Annotated in this window: 32 protein-coding genes and 1 riboswitch; of the genes, 3 read left to right on the top strand and 29 right to left on the bottom strand. The window is 37.0% G+C overall.

The genetic code is table 11. The annotated features are described in order from the left end of the window. Positions 1-2 precede the first annotated feature (2 nt). The 19 genes from UJ203_RS10070 to UJ203_RS09975 form a co-directional block, all read right to left on the bottom strand. Positions 3-836, bottom strand: coding sequence for a phage tail domain-containing protein (locus tag UJ203_RS10070; RefSeq protein ID WP_322010405.1), 834 nt, complete (start codon positions 834-836; stop codon positions 3-5). A 13-nt stretch (positions 837-849) separates the two neighbouring features. Further along, positions 850-4620: a phage tail tape measure protein gene (locus UJ203_RS10065; protein ID WP_322010404.1), complete on the bottom strand. Its 3771-nt coding sequence runs from the start codon at positions 4618-4620 to the stop codon at positions 850-852. A 55-nt stretch (positions 4621-4675) separates the two neighbouring features. Next, complete coding sequence (locus UJ203_RS10060) at positions 4676-4858, bottom strand: hypothetical protein (RefSeq protein WP_322010403.1); 183 nt, start codon at positions 4856-4858, stop codon at positions 4676-4678. A gap of 11 nt (positions 4859-4869) precedes the next feature. Continuing rightward, a complete protein-coding gene (gpG, locus tag UJ203_RS10055) occupies positions 4870-5223 on the bottom strand; it encodes a phage tail assembly chaperone G (RefSeq protein ID WP_268559356.1) in 354 nt (117 codons plus the stop codon). Between the two features lie 81 nt (positions 5224-5304). After that, positions 5305-5886: a major tail protein gene (locus UJ203_RS10050; protein WP_322010399.1), complete on the bottom strand. Its 582-nt coding sequence runs from the start codon at positions 5884-5886 to the stop codon at positions 5305-5307. A 27-nt stretch (positions 5887-5913) separates the two neighbouring features. Next, positions 5914-6309, bottom strand: coding sequence for a hypothetical protein (locus UJ203_RS10045; protein WP_322010643.1), 396 nt, complete (start codon positions 6307-6309; stop codon positions 5914-5916). Positions 6310-6395: 86 nt separating this feature from the next. After that, positions 6396-6779 (bottom strand): HK97-gp10 family putative phage morphogenesis protein, encoded by a 384-nt coding sequence (locus tag UJ203_RS10040; protein ID WP_322010397.1) that lies wholly within the window; start codon positions 6777-6779, stop codon positions 6396-6398. Beyond that, a complete protein-coding gene (locus UJ203_RS10035; protein ID WP_322010394.1) occupies positions 6779-7102 on the bottom strand; it encodes a phage head closure protein in 324 nt (107 codons plus the stop codon). Before UJ203_RS10035 ends, UJ203_RS10040 begins: the two co-directional genes overlap by 1 nt. Beyond that, complete coding sequence (locus UJ203_RS10030; RefSeq protein ID WP_017696957.1) at positions 7083-7385, bottom strand: head-tail connector protein; 303 nt, start codon at positions 7383-7385, stop codon at positions 7083-7085. The genes UJ203_RS10035 and UJ203_RS10030 overlap by 20 nt, the downstream gene beginning before the upstream one ends. Positions 7386-7441: 56 nt before the next feature. Then, on the bottom strand, positions 7442-8635 hold the full coding sequence (locus UJ203_RS10025) for a phage major capsid protein (RefSeq protein ID WP_322010392.1): 1194 nt from the start codon (positions 8633-8635) through the stop codon (positions 7442-7444). A 37-nt stretch (positions 8636-8672) separates the two neighbouring features. Beyond that, complete coding sequence (locus tag UJ203_RS10020; protein ID WP_106020518.1) at positions 8673-9269, bottom strand: HK97 family phage prohead protease; 597 nt, start codon at positions 9267-9269, stop codon at positions 8673-8675. Then, a complete protein-coding gene (locus UJ203_RS10015; RefSeq protein WP_322010389.1) occupies positions 9262-10506 on the bottom strand; it encodes a phage portal protein in 1245 nt (414 codons plus the stop codon). The genes UJ203_RS10020 and UJ203_RS10015 overlap by 8 nt, the downstream gene beginning before the upstream one ends. A gap of 4 nt (positions 10507-10510) precedes the next feature. After that, positions 10511-10714 carry a hypothetical protein gene (locus UJ203_RS10010; RefSeq protein WP_322010386.1) on the bottom strand — a complete coding sequence of 68 codons (204 nt, stop codon included), beginning with the start codon at positions 10712-10714 and terminating at the stop codon, positions 10511-10513. An 11-nt stretch (positions 10715-10725) separates the two neighbouring features. Then, on the bottom strand, positions 10726-12429 hold the full coding sequence (locus UJ203_RS10005) for a terminase large subunit (RefSeq protein WP_322010385.1): 1704 nt from the start codon (positions 12427-12429) through the stop codon (positions 10726-10728). Next, complete coding sequence (locus UJ203_RS10000) at positions 12426-12899, bottom strand: phage terminase small subunit P27 family (protein ID WP_017696961.1); 474 nt, start codon at positions 12897-12899, stop codon at positions 12426-12428. Before UJ203_RS10000 ends, UJ203_RS10005 begins: the two co-directional genes overlap by 4 nt. A 285-nt stretch (positions 12900-13184) precedes the next feature. After that, the gene (locus UJ203_RS09995) at positions 13185-13799 is read right to left on the bottom strand and encodes a hypothetical protein (RefSeq protein ID WP_322010382.1); all 615 of its coding nucleotides are present in this window, start codon (positions 13797-13799) and stop codon (positions 13185-13187) included. 410 nt (positions 13800-14209) lie between these two features. Continuing rightward, the gene (locus tag UJ203_RS09985) at positions 14210-14491 is read right to left on the bottom strand and encodes a hypothetical protein (protein ID WP_322010380.1); all 282 of its coding nucleotides are present in this window, start codon (positions 14489-14491) and stop codon (positions 14210-14212) included. Then, complete coding sequence (locus UJ203_RS09980) at positions 14488-14667, bottom strand: hypothetical protein (RefSeq protein ID WP_322010378.1); 180 nt, start codon at positions 14665-14667, stop codon at positions 14488-14490. The genes UJ203_RS09985 and UJ203_RS09980 overlap by 4 nt, the downstream gene beginning before the upstream one ends. Positions 14668-14828: 161 nt before the next feature. Then, positions 14829-15224: a hypothetical protein gene (locus tag UJ203_RS09975; RefSeq protein ID WP_322010376.1), complete on the bottom strand. Its 396-nt coding sequence runs from the start codon at positions 15222-15224 to the stop codon at positions 14829-14831. Between the two features lie 89 nt (positions 15225-15313). Between UJ203_RS09975 and UJ203_RS09970 the strand changes: the two genes are divergently transcribed. Further along, a complete protein-coding gene (locus UJ203_RS09970; protein WP_322010375.1) occupies positions 15314-15481 on the top strand; it encodes a hypothetical protein in 168 nt (55 codons plus the stop codon). 85 nt (positions 15482-15566) lie between these two features. Here UJ203_RS09970 and UJ203_RS09965 read toward each other — a convergent pair whose 3' ends face one another. From UJ203_RS09965 to UJ203_RS09955, 3 genes are all read right to left on the bottom strand, one after another. Then, on the bottom strand, positions 15567-15821 hold the full coding sequence (locus UJ203_RS09965; protein ID WP_322010373.1) for a hypothetical protein: 255 nt from the start codon (positions 15819-15821) through the stop codon (positions 15567-15569). A gap of 333 nt (positions 15822-16154) precedes the next feature. Beyond that, positions 16155-16322, bottom strand: a complete 168-nt coding sequence (locus UJ203_RS09960) for a hypothetical protein (RefSeq protein WP_322010371.1) — start codon at positions 16320-16322, stop codon at positions 16155-16157. 3 nt (positions 16323-16325) lie between these two features. After that, on the bottom strand, positions 16326-16862 hold the full coding sequence (locus UJ203_RS09955; RefSeq protein ID WP_227598177.1) for a hypothetical protein: 537 nt from the start codon (positions 16860-16862) through the stop codon (positions 16326-16328). Between the two features lie 2525 nt (positions 16863-19387). On the opposite strand from UJ203_RS09955, the gene UJ203_RS09950 reads away from it, so the two are divergent. Next, positions 19388-19555 carry a hypothetical protein gene (locus UJ203_RS09950; protein WP_322010368.1) on the top strand — a complete coding sequence of 56 codons (168 nt, stop codon included), beginning with the start codon at positions 19388-19390 and terminating at the stop codon, positions 19553-19555. Between the two features lie 161 nt (positions 19556-19716). Here the strand turns inward: UJ203_RS09950 and UJ203_RS09945 are convergent, their stop codons facing one another. The 3 genes from UJ203_RS09945 to UJ203_RS09935 form a co-directional block, all read right to left on the bottom strand. Continuing rightward, positions 19717-19851 (bottom strand): lysogeny pheromone AimP family peptide, encoded by a 135-nt coding sequence (locus UJ203_RS09945; RefSeq protein ID WP_322010366.1) that lies wholly within the window; start codon positions 19849-19851, stop codon positions 19717-19719. 46 nt (positions 19852-19897) lie between these two features. Then, positions 19898-20860, bottom strand: coding sequence for an AimR family lysis-lysogeny pheromone receptor (locus tag UJ203_RS09940; RefSeq protein ID WP_322010364.1), 963 nt, complete (start codon positions 20858-20860; stop codon positions 19898-19900). Between the two features lie 164 nt (positions 20861-21024). Then, positions 21025-21858 (bottom strand): phage antirepressor KilAC domain-containing protein, encoded by an 834-nt coding sequence (locus UJ203_RS09935; RefSeq protein WP_322010361.1) that lies wholly within the window; start codon positions 21856-21858, stop codon positions 21025-21027. A 211-nt stretch (positions 21859-22069) separates the two neighbouring features. On the opposite strand from UJ203_RS09935, the gene UJ203_RS09930 reads away from it, so the two are divergent. After that, complete coding sequence (locus UJ203_RS09930; RefSeq protein WP_322010359.1) at positions 22070-22783, top strand: helix-turn-helix transcriptional regulator; 714 nt, start codon at positions 22070-22072, stop codon at positions 22781-22783. Between the two features lie 249 nt (positions 22784-23032). On the opposite strand, the gene queF is transcribed toward UJ203_RS09930, so the two are convergent. The 4 genes from queF to queC are packed head-to-tail and all read right to left on the bottom strand — an operon-like array spanning position 23033 to position 25373. Continuing rightward, positions 23033-23530, bottom strand: a complete 498-nt coding sequence (gene queF, locus UJ203_RS09925; RefSeq protein WP_003218613.1) for a preQ(1) synthase — start codon at positions 23528-23530, stop codon at positions 23033-23035. 17 nt (positions 23531-23547) lie between these two features. After that, on the bottom strand, positions 23548-24279 hold the full coding sequence (gene queE / locus UJ203_RS09920; RefSeq protein ID WP_322010356.1) for a 7-carboxy-7-deazaguanine synthase QueE: 732 nt from the start codon (positions 24277-24279) through the stop codon (positions 23548-23550). Continuing rightward, a complete protein-coding gene (queD, locus tag UJ203_RS09915) occupies positions 24272-24712 on the bottom strand; it encodes a 6-carboxytetrahydropterin synthase QueD (RefSeq protein WP_101860649.1) in 441 nt (146 codons plus the stop codon). The genes queE and queD overlap by 8 nt, the downstream gene beginning before the upstream one ends. A 1-nt stretch (position 24713) precedes the next feature. Beyond that, positions 24714-25373 (bottom strand): 7-cyano-7-deazaguanine synthase QueC, encoded by a 660-nt coding sequence (gene queC, locus UJ203_RS09910; protein ID WP_024121180.1) that lies wholly within the window; start codon positions 25371-25373, stop codon positions 24714-24716. A gap of 128 nt (positions 25374-25501) precedes the next feature. After that, positions 25502-25546: riboswitch (PreQ1 riboswitch) on the bottom strand. Positions 25547-25718 lie beyond the last annotated feature (172 nt).

The raw sequence follows: 25718 nt of genomic DNA, 5'->3' as shown, positions 1-25718 counted from the left end.
CTCTACTTATAATAAAAATGTGTAATGAACTTGATATTACTAGATGTTGCACCAGTAATTCTAAATTTGTTTTCACCTGGTTCTAGTGTTGGGAACCTTCCTGTCCTATCTGATATTGGTGTAGAGTTTTTTAGTATATGGTGACTTAAAAGCGTAATCTTATCTTTATTAGAATACTTACCATTCAAAGTTAGAGTTTCGTTGGTTCGTGTGTTTGTAATTGAGATATCTGTTCCTTGTAAAAACATTTCAACATTGTATTTATAGTTAACTGGGTCAAGCCTTTCATCACCAATGTTGTCTACAATGAATGAGTTCTTGTTTTTAAATTGATACACAGGAGTGGAACCCCTTCTTATGTTCATACCAAGGTGAAAATTTTCATCTATAAGCTCCATAGATGCTGTACTGTCGTGTAGTGACTCAGCAAGACCTTGAATGGCCGTTAACGTGATATCAACTTCCTGATATGGTTTACCGTTTTCCAAATAAATTGAATAAGAAGAATCATCACTAATTACAAGCCACCTTTTGTAGGGTTGCCTTGTATCAATGACATAATAAGGTGATCTGCTGGTAAAGAAGGCATATACTGCATCTCTTTTTACGTCAAATTGGGATGCATTATGTGCGATTACATTGATTTTTACTGTGATTTTTCTTGATGCATATTTGCCAGCTGTACTTTTCTCATACATGCTCACACCATTCCATAATGGGTGGCTAGATATTGATTCCCTTTCAAATGATGGTGATTCAGGTCGAAAAGAAGCGAGCGAGACACCTTTTATGTACTCGCTCAAATACTTCCCATCTACAATTAAATCTCTTTTCAATCAATCACTCTCCTTATGTAAAGCTAACATTGTTCAATAAAGCTTTTTGGTTTTTCTCAGCATAGTAAGCCTTGTCTTGAAACTTGTTTAAGTCTTGGATATTCAGATTCACCTGTGGATCTTTGACAACAAGTTTCATTAACAATCCAATTACTTGATTTTGTTGATCAATCTGCGTTTGCTGATTGTTTACAAGCTGTTGAATTTGTGACAATGTCTCACTGTCATTCCCTGTATAAGATTGCTGAGCTTCTGGTTTATAACCAACCATATTAGCAGCTTGACTAAGCACTTTATGGGCTTGTGTTCTTCTAAATTTACGTAAAGGTAGTATGAGCTCACCTCTGTGAACCTCTGCCATATGGTCACTAGTAATTAGACCACCTTTATCGTAACCAACATACTTCCCACCTTTGGCCATTGAACGTAAGCCAGGATGATTTAGAATACCACCATAACGACTATTCAGATAGTTAATAGAAGCTAGAATCTGATGCACAGGGTTTTTGATATTCCCATAGCCTTTTTCTTTATGGGCTTCAAACGTACTAGGAATGAACTGCATTAACCCCTGTGATGGGTGACCTGCTTTCCAGTTTGAATCCCATCTGTTTACCACATTCGGATTTCCACCTGATTCCATCATTGCAATTGTTTCTAGAGCTGATGAAAATTCATTACCAAGCCCTTTGATTTTTAATGCTTGAGCAACCCACTTCTTAACGGCTTCAGTTCCACCCTTGCCAAAGTTAGATGATTCACCAAACTTACCTTTGATGAAACCGACAAATTTATCTTTAATAACTGAGAATGATCCTTTTAGGACTTCTCCTGTTACTCCTTTAACATCAGGTAGTTTAATACCGAGCTTTTCAATTACCTTACTAATTAGCTTAGATGGGTTGGTCATGTAGTCAAACACATCTAACGCAAGATCTTTAACCTTGCCAACTGCAGCCTTCGCCCCATTCCACATCTTTGAAATAAAGCCTTCTTTCTTTTTGGTTCCATTTGCGTAAGCTGGAATACCTGAAAGAAACGCTTTAGTCTCTAGAGCTGACAATACTTGTGTTCCTTTTGGAAGGTTCATAAGTGTATCGGTTGCTGGACTCAAACCAACATGACCTGAAGGTGTTATGTAGGCTTCTGAACCTGCATTAGCACCTCTACCATCCCCAAGGATCGCTAAACCACCTTGGTGTGAACCAGTACCATGTGCATATTGTGGAACTTCCCATTTAGGGACTTTAAAATCAACACCGATTTTACCTAGAATCCAGTTAATACCTTGCTGAGTAAAGCCGTTGATGATTTTACCAAATCCACGAAGAGTTCTATTACCGAATTCTTTGATTCCAGACCAAGCTTTACCGCCCATTTCCTTGATACCATCACCCATTTTCTTAGGTAATGCCTTGGCAGCATCGACAATATCCCAGAATTTCTTAACAATGCCGTCTTTCATATCACCGACAATCTTAAATGCTTTGTCTTTTAAATAACCGAACATTTTTCCTGCATTTGTAGCGCCGTCTTTAAATAAACTCTTAATCCAACCCCACATCTTAGGAAAAATCCCCTTTAAACCAGCACCGAGAGCCTTTGCTCCGCCGAGAATTTTGCCGAAAAATGAAAGTTGAATTGCATTCCATACAACCTTAATAGCGCCGGAAAAAATCTGTTTAATTCCTTCCCACATTTTTGAAAAATTTCCAGTCAATAACCCAGAAAAAACGAGAATAACGCCCTGGATAATTGAAATAGCGCCAGTGATAACGCCCTTTATGTTCCCCCACACCGAACTTATGATCGCAAGTACAGCAGGCATTACAAATTGGACAACAGACCAAACATTTTGAAGAGCTTGAGAAATGACAGAGCCGTTTTGTTGCCAAAAATTCTTCCATTGACCAGTGATTTGACCAATGAAAGACACCACGCCACCCAGTGCCTGTTTGACCAAAGGGCCAAGGGTTCCAAAAACTTGGAATGCAATAGTGCCGAGAGTTGAAAAGGTTGGTTTCATGGCATCGAAGCTAGATTTCATATTAGATACGATAGGCTGTGCCTGTTGCTTAAATCCTGAAAAAGCCGTCTTAATGCTGTTTATCCCATCAATAATTTTTTGAACTGTTAAGACTGGGAAGAAATCCATTAACTTATCTGCGCCTTTTGATGTATCACCATTGAAGATGTCAAAAATACCTGAGAAGACCTTTTTAACATTACTTCCAGCGTCAGATATTTTCTTGAAGGTTGGTTCAAGACCTTTCATACCTGTCTCTAAGCCCTTAACTGCAGGTTCTAATACATTAAGTAAGCCATTACCTATAGGAGCTAATGACACCAATGCAGTACGTCCCATCTTTTTAAGCCTATCGCCAAAGTTATCCCTTAAAGCTGCGCCGGCTTTCTGTGTGGCTCCATCAACATTAGTAAAGCTATTTTTAACATTTGCTAATGCTGAGACTCCTTTTTTACCTAGATCCTCAAATTGAGTACCCATGATGGCCTGACCAGCTGTATAAGCTTTTGTGTGATTCTTCATCCCATCAATATCTTTCATGACAGATGTGAAGATTTCACTACCGCCTTTACCAGTCTTCTTAAAATTGGTATATAGCTCTTGTGTGTGCTTGGACAATGATGAAATTGCCTCACCTGCTGAACCGTCTGATAAACGAATATTAAACTCTTTTACCAAGTCACCCACTTTATCTAATTGGAAAGCCCCTGAATCTGCACCAGCTTTAAAGAAAGAGAACATCTTTTGAGCTGAAAATCCTGCTGCTTGAAATTGGGGAGAGTATTCGTTTATTGAGTCAAGGAATTCTCCAGAATAATCGAGCCCATTTTGAAAGCCAGATGTAATTAAATCCATCGATGCCTTATTTGAAAGACCATCAAATGAACTTTGCATAGCATTAATTGACTTGGTAATTTCATTACCTTCTTGATCAAACGCCTCAGAAATAGTCATTGTTCCTTTGGCTACTTCTTTTACCGTTTCATCAGTGGCATCTTTTAATGACTTGATATTCTGTTTTACATTAACTATTGCACTTTTGGCTTCTCCTACGTTTTCTCCAAACCCGTCAGCCCATAAGCTTTTAGCTGAGTTTGTTACCTTCATGGCTTCCTTTTCAGTTAGGCCTAATTGAGCACGTACTTGCCCCTGAGTTTTCTGTGTATCAAGCGCCATTTTAGCACCTAATCCACCCACAGCAAGAGTCAATGCAGCTACACCGGCTACACCAGCAGCTAAAGCGCCCACCATTCCTTTTTTAATAAAAGAGGAGAAGTTTGATGTCTTATCATGAGCCTCCTCTGTTGCATCACCTGTTCCCCTGAGCCGATTTGATAATTGTTCAGTCGAGTCACTAGCGCTATTTTCAGCTTGCTCAAGTCGTAGAATCGCTGTTTCAGTTCTTCTAATTGAACCTTGTAAGGATTGATAAGTTTGTATCTGAGAGTTTAAACGTTGAGCATATTTTTGCGCCTGGTCAGAACCTTCACCGTATTGTTCGACTTGTTGTTGATATGCTTTGTTGTATTCTTCAACTATTCTTTCTTGAATTTTTAACTGATTAGAATAGCCTTCAAGTTGCTTTTTGTTAGCACCAAGCTCATCTCCAACAGATTTAAGCTCTTGAACCATTGCGTTTGTTGCTGATTTAGCAGTTTTAAGATTGTTCTTTAACCCTGTAATGCCACGATTTACACCAGCATCATTCATGGTGGCATTAATGACTAAGTTGCCTATCGGTCTTCCCTCAGTTGCCAAATGGTTTACCTCCTTTCCTCAAGAATTAAATAAAACAGAGAGCCTAAAAGACTCTCTAAATTTTCACTCCGAAGATTTGATATGCTGGGACTATCTTGTTTTCTTCCCTATGCTCAAAATCTAATAATGAAAAGAATCCGTTAATGTCCATCTCATCAACTTCACCGAACTTGTATCCTTCTTTCATTAGATTTTTGTAAAGCATCATAAGTTTTTCAAGATAATCTGCATATGTCATATATTCGCCTTCTAGTTCTGAGCTTTCAGCGCCTTTTCCTTCAGCTGTTGCTTTTTTCTCTCTGCTCCAGTAATTTGATCCATGACATTTCGAATGACTTCATCGAGTTTATCAGAAGCTACACCATCTAAAACATCATCTGCTGTAAACTGATTTTCGAAAACATCAACAATATAGTCGATCATTTCATCATTAGCTTCTAAATCAGTCATTTCTTCAACTTGAGAAGAGATTTCAAGAGCTCTCCGAAGCTTTCTTGCTGTAACTACTCCAACAACATAAGTTTTTTCAGGCACTTCGTTAACAATTTCGCCTAAATTATTAAATTTTGCTTTTGAGTAGTCCTTTAATGTAATACGTACCATGTTTAAAATTCCACCTTTTCATTTTTAGTTTATTTTTTATTCGAATAAAAAATAGACAGCTGCAAAGAGCTGTCTAAATGGTTAAGCCATTACTGTGTCTTCAGTTGTTTGTGTTTCTGTAACTGTAATTCCATAAGCTTTTTGATAAAATTTCTCTACTGTAAAATCAGGGTGCTGATCATGAGCGACTAGGAAAACCAGATCGTCTTTTTGACGAGGCATGAATTGACCTTCGATTGAATCTGTTTGAGCACTAATTTTGTCTTCTTTGGATTTACCTTCAGAAGAAGGGATTGCAAATTTCCCTTTCAAAAGAGCATAGTAAACATACCCTTTATCGTGATGTTTCTCTTTCCAAGTTACACAAACGTAAGGAGGGTTAGTGTCTTTGTGATACTCTTCAATACCATCGACAACATTTACCCCCAAAATTTTTGTTCTGTCTTCTGTTTTCAAATCCGCCATACCTAACTCAAGTTTAGCTTCACTAATACCTGAACCAATTACAGCGAATACACCGTCATCTGCGTAAATTTTTTCTGTTTCAGAGGTTACATCTAACTTTGAACTTTGAACACCTCTAATTCTTTTTACTGTTTCTACTTTCTCCGTCTCACCGTCTACTACAGCATAACGGAGATCAGTCATACCAATACGAGCCATATATTTATCATTCCATTCTTATAATTTTTATAGTTCAAGATTTATGTATTTTGTTGCTCTATAACGTCTTGCATAGCGATACAACGCAATATCAGGATCACGATCAAACGCTGATGCATATTGCTGGTAATCATTGTTCGCCATAATGTCATCTATAATTGATTGAATAACCCTTGCTTCCTCAACTTTCTTAGTCCACAAATCAATTTGAATATCTACACCGATTGTTTGTACTTCATCATCAGCATAATCCTTACGATAGCTTTCTAACTCGTTTATGCGTATCATAGGTGCATTCTCGACAACTTGATTCTCTTCAGGTACATAAACCATGTAGATACGTTCATTAGGCACATGGGAGGTAAGCTCAGGATTACTGCTCAATGCTTGTTCTACTTCTTGAATAGGAAGACGTGAAAGTATGAAGGCACCTCCATTACCTGTTTTGGAACCTTCAGGAGAACTATCGCTCCCGCCTAACATATTCAAATAAACATTTGTTGCAAGTGTCACAGTCCCATCTCCCTAGAATAAATTTGTGCAATTACATTCATGACTTCTTGTGCATATTGATTTTCAGTTCTTTCCATGTAATGCTGTGGAGGTTGTTTAATCGTTCCAAAGTTTGAAAAGTGCATACGTGATGCTGTTTCTTTTGAGTAACCAACACTTACATATACCTCTCCATCTTCTCTGGGCTTTGAGTAAACAACGTTCTCTTTCATATGTGGATTATGTTTACTGTTCCTACCTGGGGGAGTATTTCTTTCTAATCCTTCTGCAAAGATTTTTCCACCCTCTAAAACAGCTATCTTTTTTGCTTTTGTTGATCTCCTAGCTAATTTATCTAAAGCTTTTTCTGTCTCGGCTAATCCCTGCAAATCTTCAGCCATCAACTCACCTTCTTAACAACTATGTCTTTCATGTCTTTTTTTCGTGAGTTAGGTAATACATCTTCTATGTCATAAAGCTCTTCATCATAAAGAACTTTCATGTCATTCGTTATTTTCATTGGCTGATCATACCGCACAATAAAAGTAATTGTGTCTTCAAAGACTGTTCCAAGAGTGGCAACCTTATCACGCAACTTTTGATTCTTAATCTCAGCAAAGCACCAGAAAAGAGTTTCCTTTACTTCTGAGTTCTCACCGTTCTCATCCTTACCATTCTTGATCCTGATAAATGAAATCGGTGTATCAAGTCTGCTGAAGTCCATCAACATACGCTCCTCTCATTTGTTGAATGAGATTAATCACACCAAATGGAACTTCATTTACTTGCTTTTCTGCTGTTGCGCTGCCATTTTCGTACCAATGGCCAATTAACATTGAAGTTGCTAATTCAAATTTGGGATTGTCGGTAAAGTAGGATTCACGATTTTCAGAAAGGGTTACAGCGTCCTTAACGTAGCTTTCCGCCGCAGCTTGGAGGAGCTTAATTTGGGTATCGTGGAAATTGTGGTTTACCCTAAGATAGAGTTTTAAATCCTCAAGTGTCATTGCATCACTCCTTTTCAAAATAGAAAAGAGAGCCGTATAAACGACTCTCTAATTAATTAGGCTGTAGCTGGTTCAGTTGTTTCAACTTGTGGTGTAACTGTTACAAAGTAGCCAGCTTTAGGATCGGCTTGTCGAACATCAAAGCGCACTGCAATTTGAAGCAGCTGACCATAAATGTCATTATCCACCCATTTAGCAGTTGCATCGATACGGTTTACAAACAACCCAGCTCTTTTAAGATCACCAATAAACATAACTGCGTCTCCTGCTTTTGCACCTAAAACTTTGTCATCTACTACACTTACTTTGCTGCTAAGAAGGGATTTGCCAGAAGATGCGGAGATGTTTTGTTGAAGAAGGTACTGACCATTTTTATCTTTAAGAGTATCAAGCCATTGGAAAGCAGAAGCAGAGGATACCACGTCACGGTTGTAAGCTTGTTTTAAATCAACGTTAAAGATTTGTTTGATATCGTCAGTGCTAGATACAGTTTTCTTAGCAAATGATCTTAAAACATTAGCTACTCTGGCATTCTTTGTGTTCCGTTTAATTTGTTGTAGGTAGTTTGCTACAATTGCACTCAAATCTACTCCAGCATCATCAAGAGCTTCTTGAGAAATAGGCAAATATCCACGGTATGTTTCTACTTCCCAAGAAACCTTAGTGAATTTTGGTTTAGCTAATTGAGGGTTTTTCTCAAGTTCTGCAACAGGAATCAACTCAGTGTCAGCATTTGCAAGGACAGGATATGTACCAGAACCAGTTTTTACATCAATGTTGTTAATCATAGCTGCCAAGTCAACGACATCTTCCGGTTCTTGTTGAGGTTTAGTAATAACATCAATTGGGATTACTGCCTCTGCATCAACCATTGCAACTCCATCACGATACTGACCTTTAGAACGGAGGTACTTCTCAAAATTTCTTACTTCTTCACTTCTTTTATCTTCACCAAGTAGATCACGTGTTTCTTGTTTCATTGAGCGCTTTTCCTCATTTCCTTCGTTAGATTTTTGTTCTTCTTTTACTGGTTCTGCTTTTGCTAGACCAGCAATTTCTTCTAAATCGGCTAACTTTGCAGTAAGATCAGTAAGTTCTTTTTGTAATGCTTGAACCTGGTCTTTGATATTTTTAGCTTCATCCAGATTCCCTTCATCAGCTTTAGCCTGCGCTTCATCAATCTTCGCATTTACTTCATCACGCTTTGTAGCAATAAGAGATCTAGTTTCAATCAATTTTTCTTTTAACATATGTAATTAGCTCCTTTTTTCCAAATAAAATAAGCCTTTAAAGGCTTTGGTTTCTTAGTTTCAATAATTCAAGTTGAAATTTTAGTTCTTCAGTTTCCTTCTGATTAGATTCTTTAATAGCCTCATTCAGATTGCGTGCAAACACATCTGTATCGTTGTAGGCTGGGTATGTAACCACTGATATGTCAGTTAGTTTCGATATCTTTCTAATCCGCTGAAAATCTACACCGGTTGTTGGATTCTTTTGTCTAACTGCCCCTTGTGGAGCTAAATGAAATCCAAATGAACAATTCGTAATATTACCCAAACGAATATTCTCATATAGATCATTAGCGTATTGTGTACTTGGTAACGTAACTTCAAAACGCAAACCAACATCGTCAACGTTTAATTTCAGTGTTCCTGATGTTGTTCTTCCAATGATCTGACTAGGTACATGGTCAACAAGTGCTCTTACGTCACTCATATCCGTACCATCTAACGCCCCAGGTTCAATTGTTTCAATAAAATTACCTAACACATTTGATTTCGTATTAAACTTCAAGGCGTATCCAGTAATAACCTTGGCTTTCTCCCCTTCTGAACGGGTTTCCAGACCATCTTCATTAAATAATCTGATTTCAGTTTTACTCACTTCCCTCACCTCCTTCTGATGCTGAAGGTATAGGCAGACTCTTTGCTTTTGCTTTCTGAATCTCGTCCATGATTTCAATATCAACGTAATTCAGGCTCATGAATCGCTTATCTCCATTTGGAACTGATGCTATGCCGTATTGAGCCAGAGCATCGTTAAGAGAGTAAATGCCGTTCTGCAGTAATGCAATGACATTTTCTCGCTTTGTTTTTGCATCTGTTTCCCTAAATTTTCTTGTATCAAATTCAAATGTATATTGGTTATACAGAGGATAAGATAAAAGCTTATAGTTCAACTCAGCAGAGATTGCGTTAAAGTAATTTGAAAGGGTGTTGGTTAGGTAATCAAGGTTTGCTTGTTCAATTGAAGTATTGGTTTGTTCAATTCCAAGCTTATGAGGGGGTAATCCAAACGCTTTAGCAATTTGTTTTGTTCCATGATTATAATTATTGACGATTTCAAGCACCTTTGTGTTAACTTCTAGTTGTTTAAAATCCATCGTGTCATCAAGTACTAAAATGCCTTGTTGATTTTGATCACCAGAATACGTGCTTTCAAAATTCTTCTTCATGTTTTTCCTTGCAATATCATCTAATCCTGACTTTTGAACCTTTAGAATCCCACTTAGATTAGCTCCTCGTCTAAAGAAATCAACATAAAGCTTCTTACCGGCTTCTTGGCTTTCGATCTCTCTTTTAAGACTACTCAATGGTGAAACACCTGTAATCCCATTTAATGAAAAGAACTTAATGTGCAACATATTCTCTCTCTTAATGATCCGTTGTTTCCCATTACTAGGGGTATATGTGTAAATAATTTCATTTGTTCCGTTTGGTTGATCATAAGATACCTCACTATTACGCAAATGAACCAGGTCAAGAGGATTACCGTTAGAATCTCTAATGATTTCTGCATACGATTGAGCGTTCAATAAAGCATTAGCCACGAGAATGAACTTCAGAAAATATCCCGAATAAAACTCATTCGGTCTTTCATTCAATAATTTATAGAGTATGTTCATTTCATCAGCAATACCGTTATTCTTCACCATAATTGGAGAGGATGCTATATCTGAAGCAAGCGTATGAACTGCTGTAAAAATATCGCTATTCTTAATCGCATTAATTGTGGTGTATGTTTCACCATCTGCACCCATAATGATATCTATAAAAGCTTGTTCCTTTGCGCTTACGACATCTGACTCCCCTCCTGTATTCATTGATCTAAAGAATGCCAATTAATCACTTCCTTTCTTCTTTAGGATTAATGATCATTGCAATCAACACTAAGAGGACTCCCGTTGATAACAAACCCAGTAATTCAGAAAATTTATAGGCTGTGATATTAACGAATACTAGCCCAGCTAAAAATAAAAGAGTGTGCAAGTTCATAAAGATAAACTTGACCACACTTATTAATGCCGCCGTAACTTTTTCAAGCTTCATGTTTTCCTCCTTTACAAAGCAAAGTTGTAATTCGCATAGTAATCTTGATCATACTCATCTGAGTAATGATGCATCGCTTCATAATGAGCAATGATTCCAGCTATAATTGGATCAATTTTGTTTCTGTTCTTTTCTTTAACTAACCTTGTTAAATCGTTAAACTCTTTTACAATTGCGTTATTCACTGCTTCTGTTAACAATGGGTTATTATTGTGAATCAAACGCTGATCATAGACACATAACCTCAAATCCTTAACAGGCGCATTTAACTTTGTAGCTACCTGCCCTACTTCAATCTGAGGATAATCTTCTAGCTCATTTAAAACTAGACCAACTATATGTGGGTCAAACAGCAATCCTCTCACTCTCAAGTCATTTTCCTGAATATGATTCTTTATGTAGTCAATAACTTGTTGTTGATTTATGATTCCAGTTTGTTTGTCTGTAATTGTGCAATATCCTTCTACAGCCAGCTGCTTGTAATCGATTTTATCCCTTTGACACTTGGCTTCAATTCCACCTTTTGTTCCAACAAAGGAATGGCTGTCAATGTAAAAACGTTTCTTTTCATCTTCCAATGGATAAATCCATGAAACTGCAGCTAAGTCCTCAACTTTTGCCATATCCAGACCAATGTATACTTCTTTGCCCCTGATATCCGGCGCTTCTTCAACTGCACAAGCATTCCAATCATCTAAAGGAATATAGCTTTGTTCGCTTGCTTGTCTCCATACATTGAAAGTTTTTACATAAAGGGAGTTTAGATTGCGTTGTACTTTAGCTGCTTGAACATCAGTCTTAATATTATCAACCATAAAGGACGCAGCTTCTTCATCTTCTAAGCGAGGGTTTGATTTGATCCATGTCTTAGGCATATCAATTTCTTTTTCAACGTCATCTTGTTCATAAATGGCTATGAAATAATCATCCATCGTTAAATTGCCTTCTAAGACACGATCAAGCATTTGGATTTCCTTATACATAGGAACATTGGGGTTAAGTCCTGCGGTGCTCACAATAGCTAATAAGGAGCTTTTAAGACCTACTTGTCCAGTTTTCAAAACGTTGTACATTTTTAAGTCTGGACTCTCGTGGAATTCATCTATAATAGCAACAGTGGAAGCGAAACCATCCAGTTTACCGGTATCTGAAGCTACAGGATAGGCTTTGCTGTTCGAGGATTTATCTTCTATTGAATCTTTTAAAACTTTTACACTTCTTTTAATTGATTTAGACTGCTTTGATAGGATTCTAAATTGTCCTTGCATGTACTCAAAACCATGTCTAGCCTGTTTCATGGCGTTAGATGCAAACACAATCTTTCTGTTCATCTGTGGTGAGTCACCTAAAATAAACTCTTTACCACCAATTGCAGCTACAATTAAGCTTTTTCCATTACGTCTGGCCATTGAGATCATTGCACGTTTAAAGCGTCTATGACCATTGTCTTTTCTTATCCATCCAAATATAGATCCAATAATCCATTTCTGAAACATCAACAATTCTAAGCCTTCACCAGTCTCAGGATTGGATAAAGTCTCAATAAAACTAATGCTTTCTTGTGCTTCTTCAACATTAAAACAATAGTTGAATGAATCTGTTTTGGATTTCTCAATGTCATCTAAATGCCTTTGACAAGCAAGGATTATTTTTCTACAGGCAATTATCTCACCATTAACAACTTTCCTTGCGTACAGTGTAGTTTCATCAATCATGATTTACCACGCTTCTTGAACTTTTGCATTGGATCTTCTTGTTCATCATCTTCATTATTGAGTCCGACTAATCTTAACCTAGAATCCAATGATAAACCCATCTGTCCAGCAATACCCCGAATTTCTTTAGACATTGCATTCATAATTTCAACTGACGGATTTTTCTTTTTCACTTCAACGCCTTGACTGTTTGTTTCAAACATAATCTGACCATTTTGAGCAATATCCTTTAAGGCTTCACGATATTGAGCAAAACTATTACAATACATAGCTAACAATGTCCTATCAAGCTCGCTTATAGGTAGAGCTTTCAAATATGGATACAGCCTAGTCCATTCATTCTTACCCATTGTAGACAGCCAGTGTGGTGGCTTTGCGTGCAATGGTTCAAAATCCTTCAGCTTTTCCTCATTCTCTTTTCTTACTTCTTTTTGTTCATTGGTAATCTGACCTTTGAGAGTATCAGTCATCTGTTTCCTTCTCGCCAGTGCAGCCACCTCCTTTCGTCTAATTTTGAAAACGAATACTTTAGTTAATTAAAGAATTGATTCCATAAAAAATAAGCTGCCGATAAATCCATATGGAACAAGGAATCTGACAACTTTCACTTCATCAGTTATTTAGTTTAATTTGAGTCTAAAAAGCAAATTTCAAATTTCCAATCTAACAATTTTTATAAAGAAGAGGGGACGCCGATGTCTAAAAAAAATTTTGGGGAGCCCGTTTAAAGTTGGGGGGACTTATTTAATTTCCCCCTAGTTCATTTTATAAAGATCACGTAAAAACTTTTCTACTACATCAATAAATTCTACACAGAAATCTTCGTTCAATAAAATTTTATTATGTCTTCCTTCTATTACATTTTCTAATTCATTTACAGCATTCCTTACTCTTTTTGGGTTTTTAGCTTTATCTATATCACCTCCACAATGGACTATACAATTTCTTATTTGATTGGCATTCAGAATAAAGTGCCATTCCTTTGTGTCATCAGGAAAGTCATCTTTCAAAACTTTCTTTATAAACAAAGATGCTCTTTTAATACCATTCCCCTGTAGGTCTTCTAATTTGATGCTAGTCTCATCAGGCTGATCACATAGATCAATAACCTTTTCTTCTAAAAAAGAATAAACGCTGATGAATAAAGAGTTTCTCATAATAGAAGGAAAGTCATCTCGGTATTGTGATATTTCATCATAATGCCAATCCACAAACTCTTCTATTTCAATATCACTTAGTTCTTTAAACGTCTGTTCATACTTATAAAGCTCTCTTCTTAAATTGCTCTCAACATACTCCGCATATTCTTTAAATGTTTGTAGCTGTCCACTAATAAAAAAATGAAATCTAATTCCTCTAATTTCAGTCATAACCATATCTCCTTTGTTGCCAATTATAACCTATTAGGTTCCAAATGTAATCTGGTTATGATGTGTCTGACATAATACCTCAAGGTTATTCAAATCAGTCCTAGCTTCATAGTTATGTAATACTTCACTTAACTCCTTATGTTTATGGTGAACAACTAATCTTTCACTTAGGTTTCTTTTTCCTTCAGCTGCACACATAGCACATCTATAGTTTGATTCACGTTTCTTTTCTTCCCTAAGCAATCGCCATTCCTTGCTCTGATAATAAGAATACAATTCTGTGTTATCCTTGTTGTACCTTACATTCTTATTGTATTCCTTGTCCGAATGTCCTTTATGCTTATCACAATAGGACAATGACCAATCAATCAAAGCACGACATCCAGGAGCATTACAACGTTTCAAAGGCATTAAAGATCAACACCAAAAACTTCATATGCGTACTGTTGTTGATCAGTATTCAACATTGCTGTCACATTCTTTACTGTTTCCTTATAGGTTTTACCAAGCATTGAAGCTGGAAAAGGTATGCGGCCATCAGTTTTAAATTCATGTTTATCATTATCCTTTAATGACATTGTTGAGTATTCAATCTCATATCCAGCAATAAATGTTTGAAATATCTCTCCATCTTTAAGATTGGTTTCAAATATTGGATATACCTTACCTAAAACAAATTCTCCATTGTTCATTCATCTTCATCCCTTTCGTTATGCGCTTTAATCACTTTTGTCATATATACACCGATTCCACTGTCAGGATCTTCTTCAATCCGACTTTTAAATTCCTTTGAAGCTTCTTCTTCAGTATCAAAAAACAATATGAACGGATCACAATAATCATCAAACACAACGTATTTTGTTTTCATTCACTTTTGCTCCTTCTTAAATACTTGCATGTCTTCAAGTCCACATCTGTTACAAGCCATAATGATAAGCCTGTCCCCGTTCTCAAGAGTCTCATCAAGTTTTTTATTACAGAAACAGTGGTGATGGTCAAATAAAGACTTAAACAACTTTGTTAACCATTTCATACTTTTGATTTCCGATCTCTAATTGATTTAACCAACAAATTGTATTCATCAATCCATTCAGCTGAAACTTCACGATTATTGTCTAAGTATCTATTAATAGCTGCTTTAAGATCTTTTACTCTATGTTCATCATGTAACCATTTGGGTATAACACCTAAAGGCGGCTCAAAAATTTTGGATTTTAAATGATTCTGCCATTTATCAAATAACTCAACTGGAATAGCATATTGTCCTGTATATTTCTTTCGTAAGACATACTCCTTATTTTTATTATCATAAAACCATAAACAACCCTCGAATTCTTTTTTTGTTAATTCTGTTTCATCTTTCTTAAAGTACCAAGTAATAAACTCATAAGCGCTTTGTTCATCAATGTAGGTATCTTCCCTCAATTCACTGTCTCCTATTCTCTTATTATTTTTGAAACTTTTGTCATCCATTAACCGTATCTAACTTACCAACCTAAGAGGAGGTGATACTTATGGCGGGGAATACTGGAAAAAACTACAGAAAAGGTTCTGTAAAACAGAGATCTCAATTTAAAGGGCCAAATGGCAACTTTATTAAACGAGATAGTAAAACAGGGCGTTTTATGGATCAAAAAACATCTCCTGGTGGTAAATTCAAGGGTGTTAGAACAGAAAAGTAAGATTTATGAGAGCACTCAAATGAGGCTCTCTTTCCTAAAATAAAAAAGAAGATACCAGATAGCATCTTCTTAATTAGTTGATTATTTACTTTTGTAAGGTTATTTCCTCACCACGAATACTACGAATTAAGTACTGTTCATTATAAGATGCACGACTTCCATCTGTATCTTCAAATCTAATTTTTGTTATAATTACTTCTTGATCTAACAAATCATCAAATACATCTTTGATAATAGAGTCCGAAGCTTTAACAATTAATTCATCATCAAACTTTTCATAGTATCCCTCACCAATAACTTCATTGCCTTTGTTAATGACCATTTTGCTAAACTTCTGCATAATTATTCCCCCATTGCTGTTATTACTTAAATTGTAGCAGGTCTATTATCCATTGGGAATATTAGGGGACTTGAATTACTTGTAAAAACGGTTTCATCCATTTTTTTCATTAATAACCTTGATATTCATTTAATCTCAGTTTATAATTAGCCTCAGAAGAGATTTAAAAGAAGAGACCCAGCTTAGTGCTAATTATGGTCTCTTTAAAGGGTGAAGCAATTTGAAAATCACCATTGAAATCTCGGGTGAGACGGTTGTTGCAATCGTACTCACTACACTGAACTTCTTCCTCTAAGGGAGAAGTTTTTTGCTATGTATGTAATTTAAAAATTCTCACCCACCAAAATTCCTCAATTGACGTTCGATCTCTTCAATATCTTCCATTGTTTCTCTTCGTCTCTCAATCAAATAATCAAGTTCACTCATTCTGCTGTTAATGTGAAAAAGCCGTGTCTTAGCATCACGCAATTCCTCTTTAAGCTCTTCAATCTTATCGTTCATAGCCTACTCAGCCTCCACCTTGTGAGTTTTGTTATTAATGATTGATTGTACTGTCTGAAACGCACATCCATAAACACTTGCCATCTGCTTACAGAAAGCCAATTTTGCATCTTCCCAATATGTAAATGCTTCTCGAATTTCTCTCACTTGATCTTCAGTAAGCAATTTCCTCTGACTCATCTTCTCTTTAACTCGTTTATCGTACTGTAATGCCCGTGTAGTGAATTTAAGGTTTGCAAATGAGTTATTTGATTTATCCATGTCAATATGGTCAATCTCAAGATTCTTTTCTCTCCAAAAGTCCTTTGTAACTTCACACGCAGCCATCATTACAATCTCATGCATGTAATACGGTTTATTTTTTCCTGCGTCAGTTTTAAGTGCAGTCATCACATATCCAATATCATTTGGCTTTGGATTTAACCATCTATTTGAAACGGTGCTATATACTTTACCTGCTTCAATATCACAAAAATACTTAGTATGTCCTGGTACAACCTTTAGTGTGCTTAAGTCTACTTTCTCTGAAACTTTAATCAAATTTGTTTTCCTCCAATAATTTTAATTTTGTGTACAAGCAGAAAAAGCCCTTCAACCTATTCAGGCGGGCTTCATCTCTTGTATCATCTCAACTAAAATTCAATTGGAGAGGTGTCGTCACGACATGCTCATAATTCCAATTTCCAGTCACCCATTAAAAATTAATGAGTCAATGCAAAGCAGAATTGTTCTTTTGATCATCATAAGTTATAATCAAAATTAAAAATGGCATAAGTATGCTTAAATTTAGAATAAACGAGAGGGATTAAGACTGTTTAAAGGTTTCCCTTCCCCCTGAAACGTTCCTTTCCTCCAATGTTCATGTGCACCTGAACACCTTTGGCGGTCTGCAACTACCCAATAAAAAGCTTAAGGGAGATAGCGTACCGATCAATTGACCAGCACGCTGAAGATAATAAGAGGAGAAATGAATTTGAATTGGAGGTCATAGTAACCCTTCATGTGTAAATTAAGCTTTCGACCTCCCTTAAGCTTTCCTTTATGACGTTTATCTCTGAAACACTGTTGAGCCCAGTCACAGCAAGGCTTAAAGCCACCTTTTTCACTAAACTATTTCCGGCAAAACTGCTGTATCGCTTACCAGGCAAGGGATTGACGGGTTTCTAAAGGTGGTAGCAGACTTTGTTCCCTTATGACGATTATCCAAAAAAGTGCTATAACATCAGTTATGACAAGGCTTCAAGCAACCTTTTCATAACTACAAAATTTGATAAATCTTCTCTATCCCTTGGGGGAGTAAGGCTCAGGGCACTTTCTATTCTAGGACATTCTTTGTTTTCTTTTGCTATTCCCTTATGACGATTAACTATAAAGAGGCTGTCAGCCCAGTCGTATCAAGGGTTCAAAGTACTTTTTTTGATAAAATTTTTCCGATGAAAACGCCGAATCCATTGATACAACTGGGTTCAAGACACTTTTAAAACCGTTACATTCATTTCTCTCCCTTATGGCGATTATCTCCCGAACCCCCTTCAGCCCTTACGGGGCAAGGGCTCAGGGCACTTTTTCCAGCAATATTTTTTCGGTAAAATCGCTGTACCCGTTGGCGGAGTAAGGACGAAGGCAGTTTCTATTTGTCTACTTTCGATTTTTCGATTCCCATTAAATACATTTATTGTATATTTTGTTGCTATTCTTGTTCATTCCCTTATGACAATTATCTCGAAATCACCCACGAGCCTATATGTGACAATGGTTCAAGGTGCTTTTTTGTTAATTCTTTTTTGCCGAGAAACTCTGTACACTGCACCACGTAAGGCGTGAGGACTGTTTCTATTTCGTCATTTTCGTTATCCACTCTGATAAATGACGTCCTGTTTTCCTCTATACCATAACTAGAAAATTTATAAATGTCCTTCAAACCCAGTCGTATCAAGGGATTCAGCGTTTTTCTATTTCGCTACTTTTTCTATTGGCGGACATTATCCCCTCTACCATAACTAAAAAATAAATATCAAGCTTCAAAACCCTAACCAGTCAACAATTTCAGCGTTTTTCTATTTTATTAACATTTTTAGAGCGAGTCTTTCTCGTTGATTCTCTAGCCAAATTTCGTACCTGTATAGATTTAATTTCTTTAGCACAACTGGAGCAATACTTTTTCATTCCCTTAAGGTTACGTTTAGTTTGTTGATGAGCTCAGTAATACGTATCAACTATCACTCAAACATCACAGAATCCATTCTGAGAGCCCTAAATTTATTTTAGATGTATTAGGTATCTATTTAGTTAGAACCACTCAGAAACAATTCTGAAGCTATTTGTTTATCAAAAACATTATCCTTCAAGTACAAAAAATAAATGAAACATCGTGCAGGCCAGCTTGCTGGACAAACCGGACGTAAAGCGCCCTTCTTTACGGACGTATATTCTTAAAAATGTACCCTCTATTTATAAATAATTTATTTACTCTTCTCTTAAAGACTTAGGCTCTGAAAACGTTGATATGACTGGCTTTTTTTCGAAGTTTAAGAGGTTTGTTCTATTAACCATGTAGAGATGAGCCAATTTTACACCTCGTTATCTGAGATAGATGAAGACCTTGGGATGCTGACAAACGATTAACCCAGCTACGCTGTCTTAATCGTTTTTTGTCTGCACCATCCCAAACCCTTCACAGACGATTTTTTGTTATCTTTTTTATTACTTTTTAATAACACCTTTTCTTCTACAAGAGACCCCTAAAAAACCCAGTCATATCAATACTTTCAGAATCCGTTTATTGCTTTTGTTTTCATACCACCTATAAAAAAGCTGCTTATTTTTGATTCATTTTTCTTTATTTAATAAATACCCTTCCCCTTTAAGAGACAGACCCATTAAGCCCTTGATACATCTGACTTTTTTTAATGGTTTATTGCTTACTTTGCAATTAGGGTTATTTTTCACCCACTAAAGGGGGAAGGCTATTTGAAATTTTTTTCATAGTTTCCAAAGAAATTGTTATAGTTTAGCATAAAGTGAATATAATAGTAGTAGAAGACATATAGAAGGCGGTGATTATAATGCAAATGAGCGAAGCAGCTGAGTTAAGAAAAGCTTGGAAGGAAAAAGGTAATCCGCCTTGTGACCATATAGTTAGAGTGACGGAATACAATCTAGGTTCAAGTACAGGTGATAAAGTATGTGTAACATGTGGCTATGCAGATCATCCAGATGCCTTTAAGAAGTAATAAAAAGAGGACGGGGAATTATCTCCCTGTCCTTTTCTTTAGATTAATCTCCCTTAAAATAGGTAGACATCAATTTGACATCTGCCCTTCTTCATTATGTATTAGCCTAAATAACCCAATAGAAAGGAAAGCCATTGAAGGCTCCCCCTACTATGTATGACTTATGCTCCACGACCAAAACCAGCTACGTGGAATGTTTCGTCACCTGATGCAGAGTGGATACCACTTTGTTGACCAGCTACAAAACCAATTGCAAGTGCAGCTACGATTGTCAGACCGATAAATACTTTTTTCATATAGTTTTCACCTCCTTTCAAGTGATATGGTTTGACATCAAACCATTTAAAGAGCAAGCAAGTCCAATATCTGTTGATCCTCACCCATTTCCCTTAATTGATCCAAAGGTAAGCGAACACTAAATAAGTCACCGGATAGCTTAAAATGTTTAATCGATTCATAAAAGTATCTCTTATCCTGGTAAGCGAGTCCTTTTAGATAGAAATGGATACCATAATCGTTATCGATACTTGGTTGCTGCTCTAAGTTGTCCAATATTTCTTTTGCCTGTTGTAAGTTGTTTCTTTTGATGTGATAGTGTGCAATTTCTTGAATGTCTGTAATTTCATTCGAATCAGGGTTTAACCAGAAGTTCTCTTTGTTCCAATGGTTCTCCAAGAAACAAAGGCTTCTAGTTAGCTGTATCTTAGCTAAGGGGTTATTCTCAACGTGATTCAAACCTTTTAAGAAGTATTCTTTTGCTTTTTCATATTCATCAAGCAAATAAGTATTTCCCATCGTTAAATAGCTGTAAGCAATCAGTCTATCAATATTCGTTAAATTAATGCCGTAGGAGCAATAAAAACGAGCTTGAGTCATTTTATTTTGACTGAAAGCAGAAGCACCAAGCAGAGCCATCAGACGGTTATAAAAGGAGCTTTTAATTTCTTCATTGTTCTCGATTAAATCAAGATCTACAATGGTCGACATTTCGGACAGATTTGAGTATTCTGCGTTTCTGAGGTAGTAATACAACGGAATTATGTACGTAAACACTCGCATTTCTTGTGTCTTAGGATCAAGTTTCCCAATTGCTTTAAGCGCCTGATGTGCGTTTATTTCGCCTTTGTCTTGCTTGCGTTTAATCTGATACATTGCAGCCCATTCACGTTCAATTGGACAGCTACTGCTGATTAATTGTTCGATTAATGTGTCAGTCAGTTCATACTGTTCATTAATATCTGACATTTCAAGTTGCACTTTTACATCTACATTCGTTTTTTCAACTTCTCTCTCTTTCGCTAACATCTGAATAACCCCCTATTTGTCACTAATCCAGAGCAACAGGCAGTGGCAAAAGCCACTATCCTGAATCTGAAAATTCGATCTCTTTTGGTTCCAAAATAAGAACATATGATCTCATTATAATGCATCCTCCGATTGAATGATAGGTATTTTTTACTGGTTATGTATTATGCTGACTTACGAATAAGATCGGCAATGAAGTCTGCACCTTTAGCTGTGACAAGGGTAACTGATTTATTTCCTACCGGAGTAGTCTTAGTGATTACTTTGAAATAGCCACTATTTACATATCTCTGATACGGTGCATTTCCTTTCATTAACACTTTTTGTTCTCTCAGGAATCTGAAGAGTTTGATCTTACCCATTCCACAGTTCAGATTCTTAGCGAGTGTACCCATGTCCATTAGTCCATCAGCGTCCAAGAATTGATGATATTTTTCGACTTTAGGCTGATACTCAGTTACCTTCTTCTCTAATGCCTGTGACTTGTCCTGAAGCTTATTTACATTTACAAAGAGGTGTTTAACAGCTGTTTTCTGATGATCCTCTAACTCACCAAAGTATGTATTAACCATCATGTCAGCATTGGCAACATATCCACCAGTCTTGCGGATTGTTTTTAGAATTTGCTTTACTTCCTTTTTGAACTTTTTGGCAATTGATTTCCTTGACTGCATTAACACTTCGTAAAGACCGTCTTCAGTTAGAAACCATGAGTCCTGATCTCCACCAAGGGTCGAAACATTCTTTCGAACCTTTTCATCTTCGTCAACACTTTTAACCATCATATGAGTGGCAGTATGTCCAATCCAAGTTGCAACATCTTTAGCTAAGAATAAAGGTTCTTCATATGTTCCGTAAATTTTAAATTCGTGTCCAAGTAATTCTCTTTGGTCAATAATTTCGAGATGCTTATCCTCTTTTTCTTCAAGCATTGCACCTAGTAGCAACTCATGATCTCCAGTAATCCCTGTGAAATTGTCAGCATTGTAAATTGTCAAATAGCCTTCCCCCTTTTAATTTGTTTTTATGATCCTCGTTTCTTTCGAGGATATTCAAATAATATCATGAACTATAATATATGTCAAGATATTTCATTATAATATATCATGAAATATGATATTAATGAGGGTTATTATAGAAAAATGTATATTTACGCATTATTTACACCACTATATATGATATGATATTATAGTTATGAGGTGAGCAACAATGAATAGATATGTTCTTAATTTTGATGGCACAATTGGTGATTTTATAAAAGCATGGAGAAAAAGAAAAAAAATTAATTCTATTGAATTATCAAAAGAAGTTGGCAAATCAGATGCATACATTAGCCAAATTGAAAACAACAGGAATAAAAAGCCTGATTACGATACTTTGTATAAGATTTTTCAAAAGTTAGGAATTGAAGAAGACCGAATAGAAGATTACCTTGATCATTTCGGGTATTGGTCTCCTGAAAAATGGGAGCATGCAGAGGCTGAAGCTGAAGCTCAAGAAGAAAGACAAAAACAACTTTACAACGATCCAAGCTACATTGAAAGAGAGCTTAAATATTTAGATAATGATGTTGTAAGCAGTAATAGGAGTAGAATTTCTAACAATGGATTTGATTTAATCAAAGAAAAGTCTAATGAATATGTGGGAGAAGTTGCAGAAGTACTCGAAAATATTGTTTATGAACCATCAGGTAAGGGATTTGAAATTGTTAGTGGATTAAATAAACTTACCGGTGAAATGATACTTAATAAACAACTATTCAATTTTACATCAAAATTGTTCAACAGTGATTTACCAAGATTAGATGAACAGGGAATGCTAAAAGTTTTAAATACAGTCATTGAGGAAACGAATCGTATTAACAAAGAAAAAACTGCATTTGGGAAACCTAAAATAATTAAACCAGTTAAAAGTCTAGACTAAAAGTGATGTCCTTTGCAGGGCATTTTTTTGTGGATAAAAAAGAAAAGACGTACTAAATCGTACGCCTTTATCTGCTTCCGTACTATCAATTTTAGCTGCATAAAAGTCACACTTCAGGTTGCACCTCAGGTCACACTTTTTGATACAGTTCCCATGAATAGAGCCATTTTCAGGTGTGACTTTTCCCACTTTTCACTGCATAAAAGTCACGCTAGGTCATACTTTTATTGGACTTAGTGTGGGTTCTCATTAACGATTATCAATCGTCTCCGGATACAAGTCATGATTCATCATGCGGTACTCGGCCATTTTCTCATACTTCGTGCCAGGTTTTCCGTAGTTTGTGTACGGATCAATGGAAATTCCGCCTCTTGGCGTGAATTTGCCCCATACTTCAATGTAGCGCGGGTCCATTAATTCAATCAAGTCATTCATGATGATATTCATGCAGTCTTCGTGGAAGTCTCCATGGTTTCTGAAGCTGAACAAGTACAGTTTGAGTGATTTGCTCTCCACCATTTTTTCATCAGGAATATAGCTGATGTAAATTGTTGCAAAGTCAGGCTGCCCTGTTTTCGGACATAAAGATGTAAATTCAGGGCAGTTGAATTTTACAAAGTAATCACGGTTTACATGTTTATTCGGGAAGGATTCGAGCACGTCCGGCGCATATTCGAATAAATAGTTTGTTCCTTGGTTGCCAAGCAGTGTTACACCTTCTAATTCTGATTCTTTTCTTGTCGTCATGTTTATCTTCCTTTCTATTAAACTCCTCGTTTGTTGCCCCATAACAGGGTATGCAGCTGCGGAAGCACTCTGACAAGATTCAGGTCCGCATCGGCAGCTACCTGATCAACTAGCGCTTCATATTTGCCAAGCAAATGTGCAATGAGTGATTTGTCGTCTGCCGTATGCACATCATCATTACCGACTTGCAGATAAAACGGTATCCCCGGGTAGCGTTTGTGTACAGTTTTGGCAAACTCGAGATCTTCATCATTAAAAATGACAACCTTCAAGCTGACAGCATGCTGTCTGTTATTCTCTTTCAGTGATGTCAAAATGTGATCCAGCTTATTAAAATTCGTCACCATTTTCGAGCTTGGCGGTTTTGGTGAAATCGTCAGATCATCGATCAGTGTAAACCAATCCTGATAGACTGTCCCCTGTGTTTCGAGAGCTGCACGGATATTTTTTTCCTTCAGCAGCTCTATCAAAGCATCCAGCTGTTTTAACAGCGCCGGGTTTCCGCCGGAGATTGTTACGTGGGAAAACGCGTCTCCCCCAATCTCCTTAAGCTCTGAAAAAATCTCCTCGGCTGTCATCCAGCGAATATCTTTTTTAGCAGATCCGTCCCAAGTGAACGCGGAGTCACACCAGCTGCAGGAGTAATCACAGCCGGCCGTGCGGACAAACATTGTCTTCTGTCCGATCACCATGCCTTCCCCTTGAATCGTCGGGCCGAAAATTTCTAATACAGGAATTCCTTTAGCCATTCAAACCACCCTTTTTCGGACGGTATACACAATAACTGGTCGGTGTTTCACGGACAAACACCTGCACACAGCTTGGTTTATTCTCAAGTGTGTTTAAATAAGCCTGCACTTTGTCATAGATCGTTTTCGCCACGACTTCAGTTGTCGGCAGTGAATACCGGTCTTCCTTAGAAAATTCTTCATGATCATTTAAAAGCGTATGGTCATAGGAGCCGTGAACCAGCTTTTTGAGCACACTGAAATTCACGAGAAAGCCGGAATTGTCAAGCTCATCACCGGCAACGGTAATATTTACGGTATACGTATGCCCGTGAACCCTGCTGCATGCTCCCGCACTTTCCCGTGGAATAAAATGAGCAGCAGAGATTTGCATGTCCTTATTCAATTCAAATGAATAAGGATGCTGGACCTGTGGATATATTTGAGATAACAATTTATGCCCGCTCTCCTTTCATCGCCATATATTCTTCATAGCCTCTGGAGCGAAGATGACATGCCGGACATTCGCCGCAGCCGTCTGCGATGATGCCGTTATAGCATGTAAGCGTGTTGTTTTTCACAAAATCAAGCGCGCCAAGCTCATCTGCAAGCTTCCACGTTTCCGCCTTATTCAGCCACATGAGCGGTGTATGAATCACAAATGGCTTCTCCATGGCCAGGTTAACCGTCACATTGCAAGATTTAACGAATTCGTCACGGCAGTCAGGATAGCCGCTGAAATCCGTTTCGCAAACGCCCGTGATAATATGGCGGGCGCCAATTTGGTACGCCAGAATAGACGCAAAAGATAAGAACACTAAGTTACGGCCTGGAACAAATGTTGATGGCAGCTCGCCGTCTTTTGCTTCAATTTCTATATCATTTCTCGTCAGGGCGTTAGGCGCAAGCTGGTTCAAAAGTGACATATCAAGCAAATGATTTTTCACACCAAGCTTATCCGCAATCCCCTTCGCCACTTCAACTTCCTGCGAATGCCGCTGATTATAATGAAATGTTACAGTTTCCACCTCTTCAAATTCCTTTAACGCCCACAGTAAACATGTGGTACTGTCTTGGCCGCCGCTGAATACGACAATTGCTTTTTCCTTTTTCATGATTCCTCTCCTTCTCCGCTATAAAAATCTCGGCGAGAGACATCGCTACAACTGTTAAATATAAAAAAACACCTTTTCGGAAAGGTGCTCTAGAAAAACATAAAAAAGGCCGTATCCAAGGATACAGCACGTCCTTAGTTTTTTATAGAGGGTGTAGCTAGAACCTCTCCCGCATATCGAACGGATTTTCTTCAATTTTTCACTTCTGCTATCTTACCATAATGTTGTTTTTCTTGACAATAAAAAAGATAGCCGAAAAGCCTGTCTCATTTTTTCCGCCTTGATCCTTTTACACAGCGAAAATACCTAATTAAGATCCGTTTCGGGCTGGCGCAGGGTCTAACA

It is taken from the genome of Bacillus sp. V26, assembly GCF_034296245.1.
GTDB lineage: Bacteria > Bacillota > Bacilli > Bacillales > Bacillaceae > Bacillus > Bacillus halotolerans.
Note: the sequence above shows the minus strand (reverse complement) of the source record. Positions and strands in the feature narration are given on the sequence as shown.

Bases quoted from the DNA above. Each gene is read 5' to 3' on its own strand.
- UJ203_RS10040 (WP_322010397.1), bottom strand. From the start codon at position 6,779: ATGGCTGAAGATTTGCAGGGATTAGCCGAGACAGAAAAAGCTTTAGAT.
- UJ203_RS09970 (WP_322010375.1), top strand. From the start codon at position 15,314: ATGGCGGGGAATACTGGAAAAAACTACAGAAAAGGTTCTGTAAAACAG.
- UJ203_RS10060 (WP_322010403.1), bottom strand. From the start codon at position 4,858: ATGACATATGCAGATTATCTTGAAAAACTTATGATGCTTTACAAAAAT.
- UJ203_RS09940 (WP_322010364.1), bottom strand. From the start codon at position 20,860: ATGTTAGCGAAAGAGAGAGAAGTTGAAAAAACGAATGTAGATGTAAAA.
- gpG (WP_268559356.1), bottom strand. From the start codon at position 5,223: ATGGTACGTATTACATTAAAGGACTACTCAAAAGCAAAATTTAATAAT.
- UJ203_RS10005 (WP_322010385.1), bottom strand. From the start codon at position 12,429: ATGATTGATGAAACTACACTGTACGCAAGGAAAGTTGTTAATGGTGAG.
- UJ203_RS09930 (WP_322010359.1), top strand. From the start codon at position 22,070: ATGAATAGATATGTTCTTAATTTTGATGGCACAATTGGTGATTTTATA.
- UJ203_RS09960 (WP_322010371.1), bottom strand. From the start codon at position 16,322: ATGAACGATAAGATTGAAGAGCTTAAAGAGGAATTGCGTGATGCTAAG.
- UJ203_RS10035 (WP_322010394.1), bottom strand. From the start codon at position 7,102: ATGGACTTCAGCAGACTTGATACACCGATTTCATTTATCAGGATCAAG.
- UJ203_RS09995 (WP_322010382.1), bottom strand. From the start codon at position 13,799: ATGACTGAAATTAGAGGAATTAGATTTCATTTTTTTATTAGTGGACAG.
- UJ203_RS10030 (WP_017696957.1), bottom strand. From the start codon at position 7,385: ATGACACTTGAGGATTTAAAACTCTATCTTAGGGTAAACCACAATTTC.
- queF (WP_003218613.1), bottom strand. From the start codon at position 23,530: ATGACGACAAGAAAAGAATCAGAATTAGAAGGTGTAACACTGCTTGGC.
- UJ203_RS09980 (WP_322010378.1), bottom strand. From the start codon at position 14,667: ATGAAAACAAAATACGTTGTGTTTGATGATTATTGTGATCCGTTCATA.
- UJ203_RS10050 (WP_322010399.1), bottom strand. From the start codon at position 5,886: ATGGCTCGTATTGGTATGACTGATCTCCGTTATGCTGTAGTAGACGGT.
- UJ203_RS10010 (WP_322010386.1), bottom strand. From the start codon at position 10,714: ATGAAGCTTGAAAAAGTTACGGCGGCATTAATAAGTGTGGTCAAGTTT.
- UJ203_RS09965 (WP_322010373.1), bottom strand. From the start codon at position 15,821: ATGCAGAAGTTTAGCAAAATGGTCATTAACAAAGGCAATGAAGTTATT.
- queC (WP_024121180.1), bottom strand. From the start codon at position 25,373: ATGAAAAAGGAAAAAGCAATTGTCGTATTCAGCGGCGGCCAAGACAGT.
- UJ203_RS09945 (WP_322010366.1), bottom strand. From the start codon at position 19,851: ATGAAAAAAGTATTTATCGGTCTGACAATCGTAGCTGCACTTGCAATT.
- UJ203_RS10000 (WP_017696961.1), bottom strand. From the start codon at position 12,899: ATGACTGATACTCTCAAAGGTCAGATTACCAATGAACAAAAAGAAGTA.
- queE (WP_322010356.1), bottom strand. From the start codon at position 24,279: ATGGCTAAAGGAATTCCTGTATTAGAAATTTTCGGCCCGACGATTCAA.
- UJ203_RS10025 (WP_322010392.1), bottom strand. From the start codon at position 8,635: ATGTTAAAAGAAAAATTGATTGAAACTAGATCTCTTATTGCTACAAAG.
- UJ203_RS09985 (WP_322010380.1), bottom strand. From the start codon at position 14,491: ATGAACAATGGAGAATTTGTTTTAGGTAAGGTATATCCAATATTTGAA.
- UJ203_RS09950 (WP_322010368.1), top strand. From the start codon at position 19,388: ATGCAAATGAGCGAAGCAGCTGAGTTAAGAAAAGCTTGGAAGGAAAAA.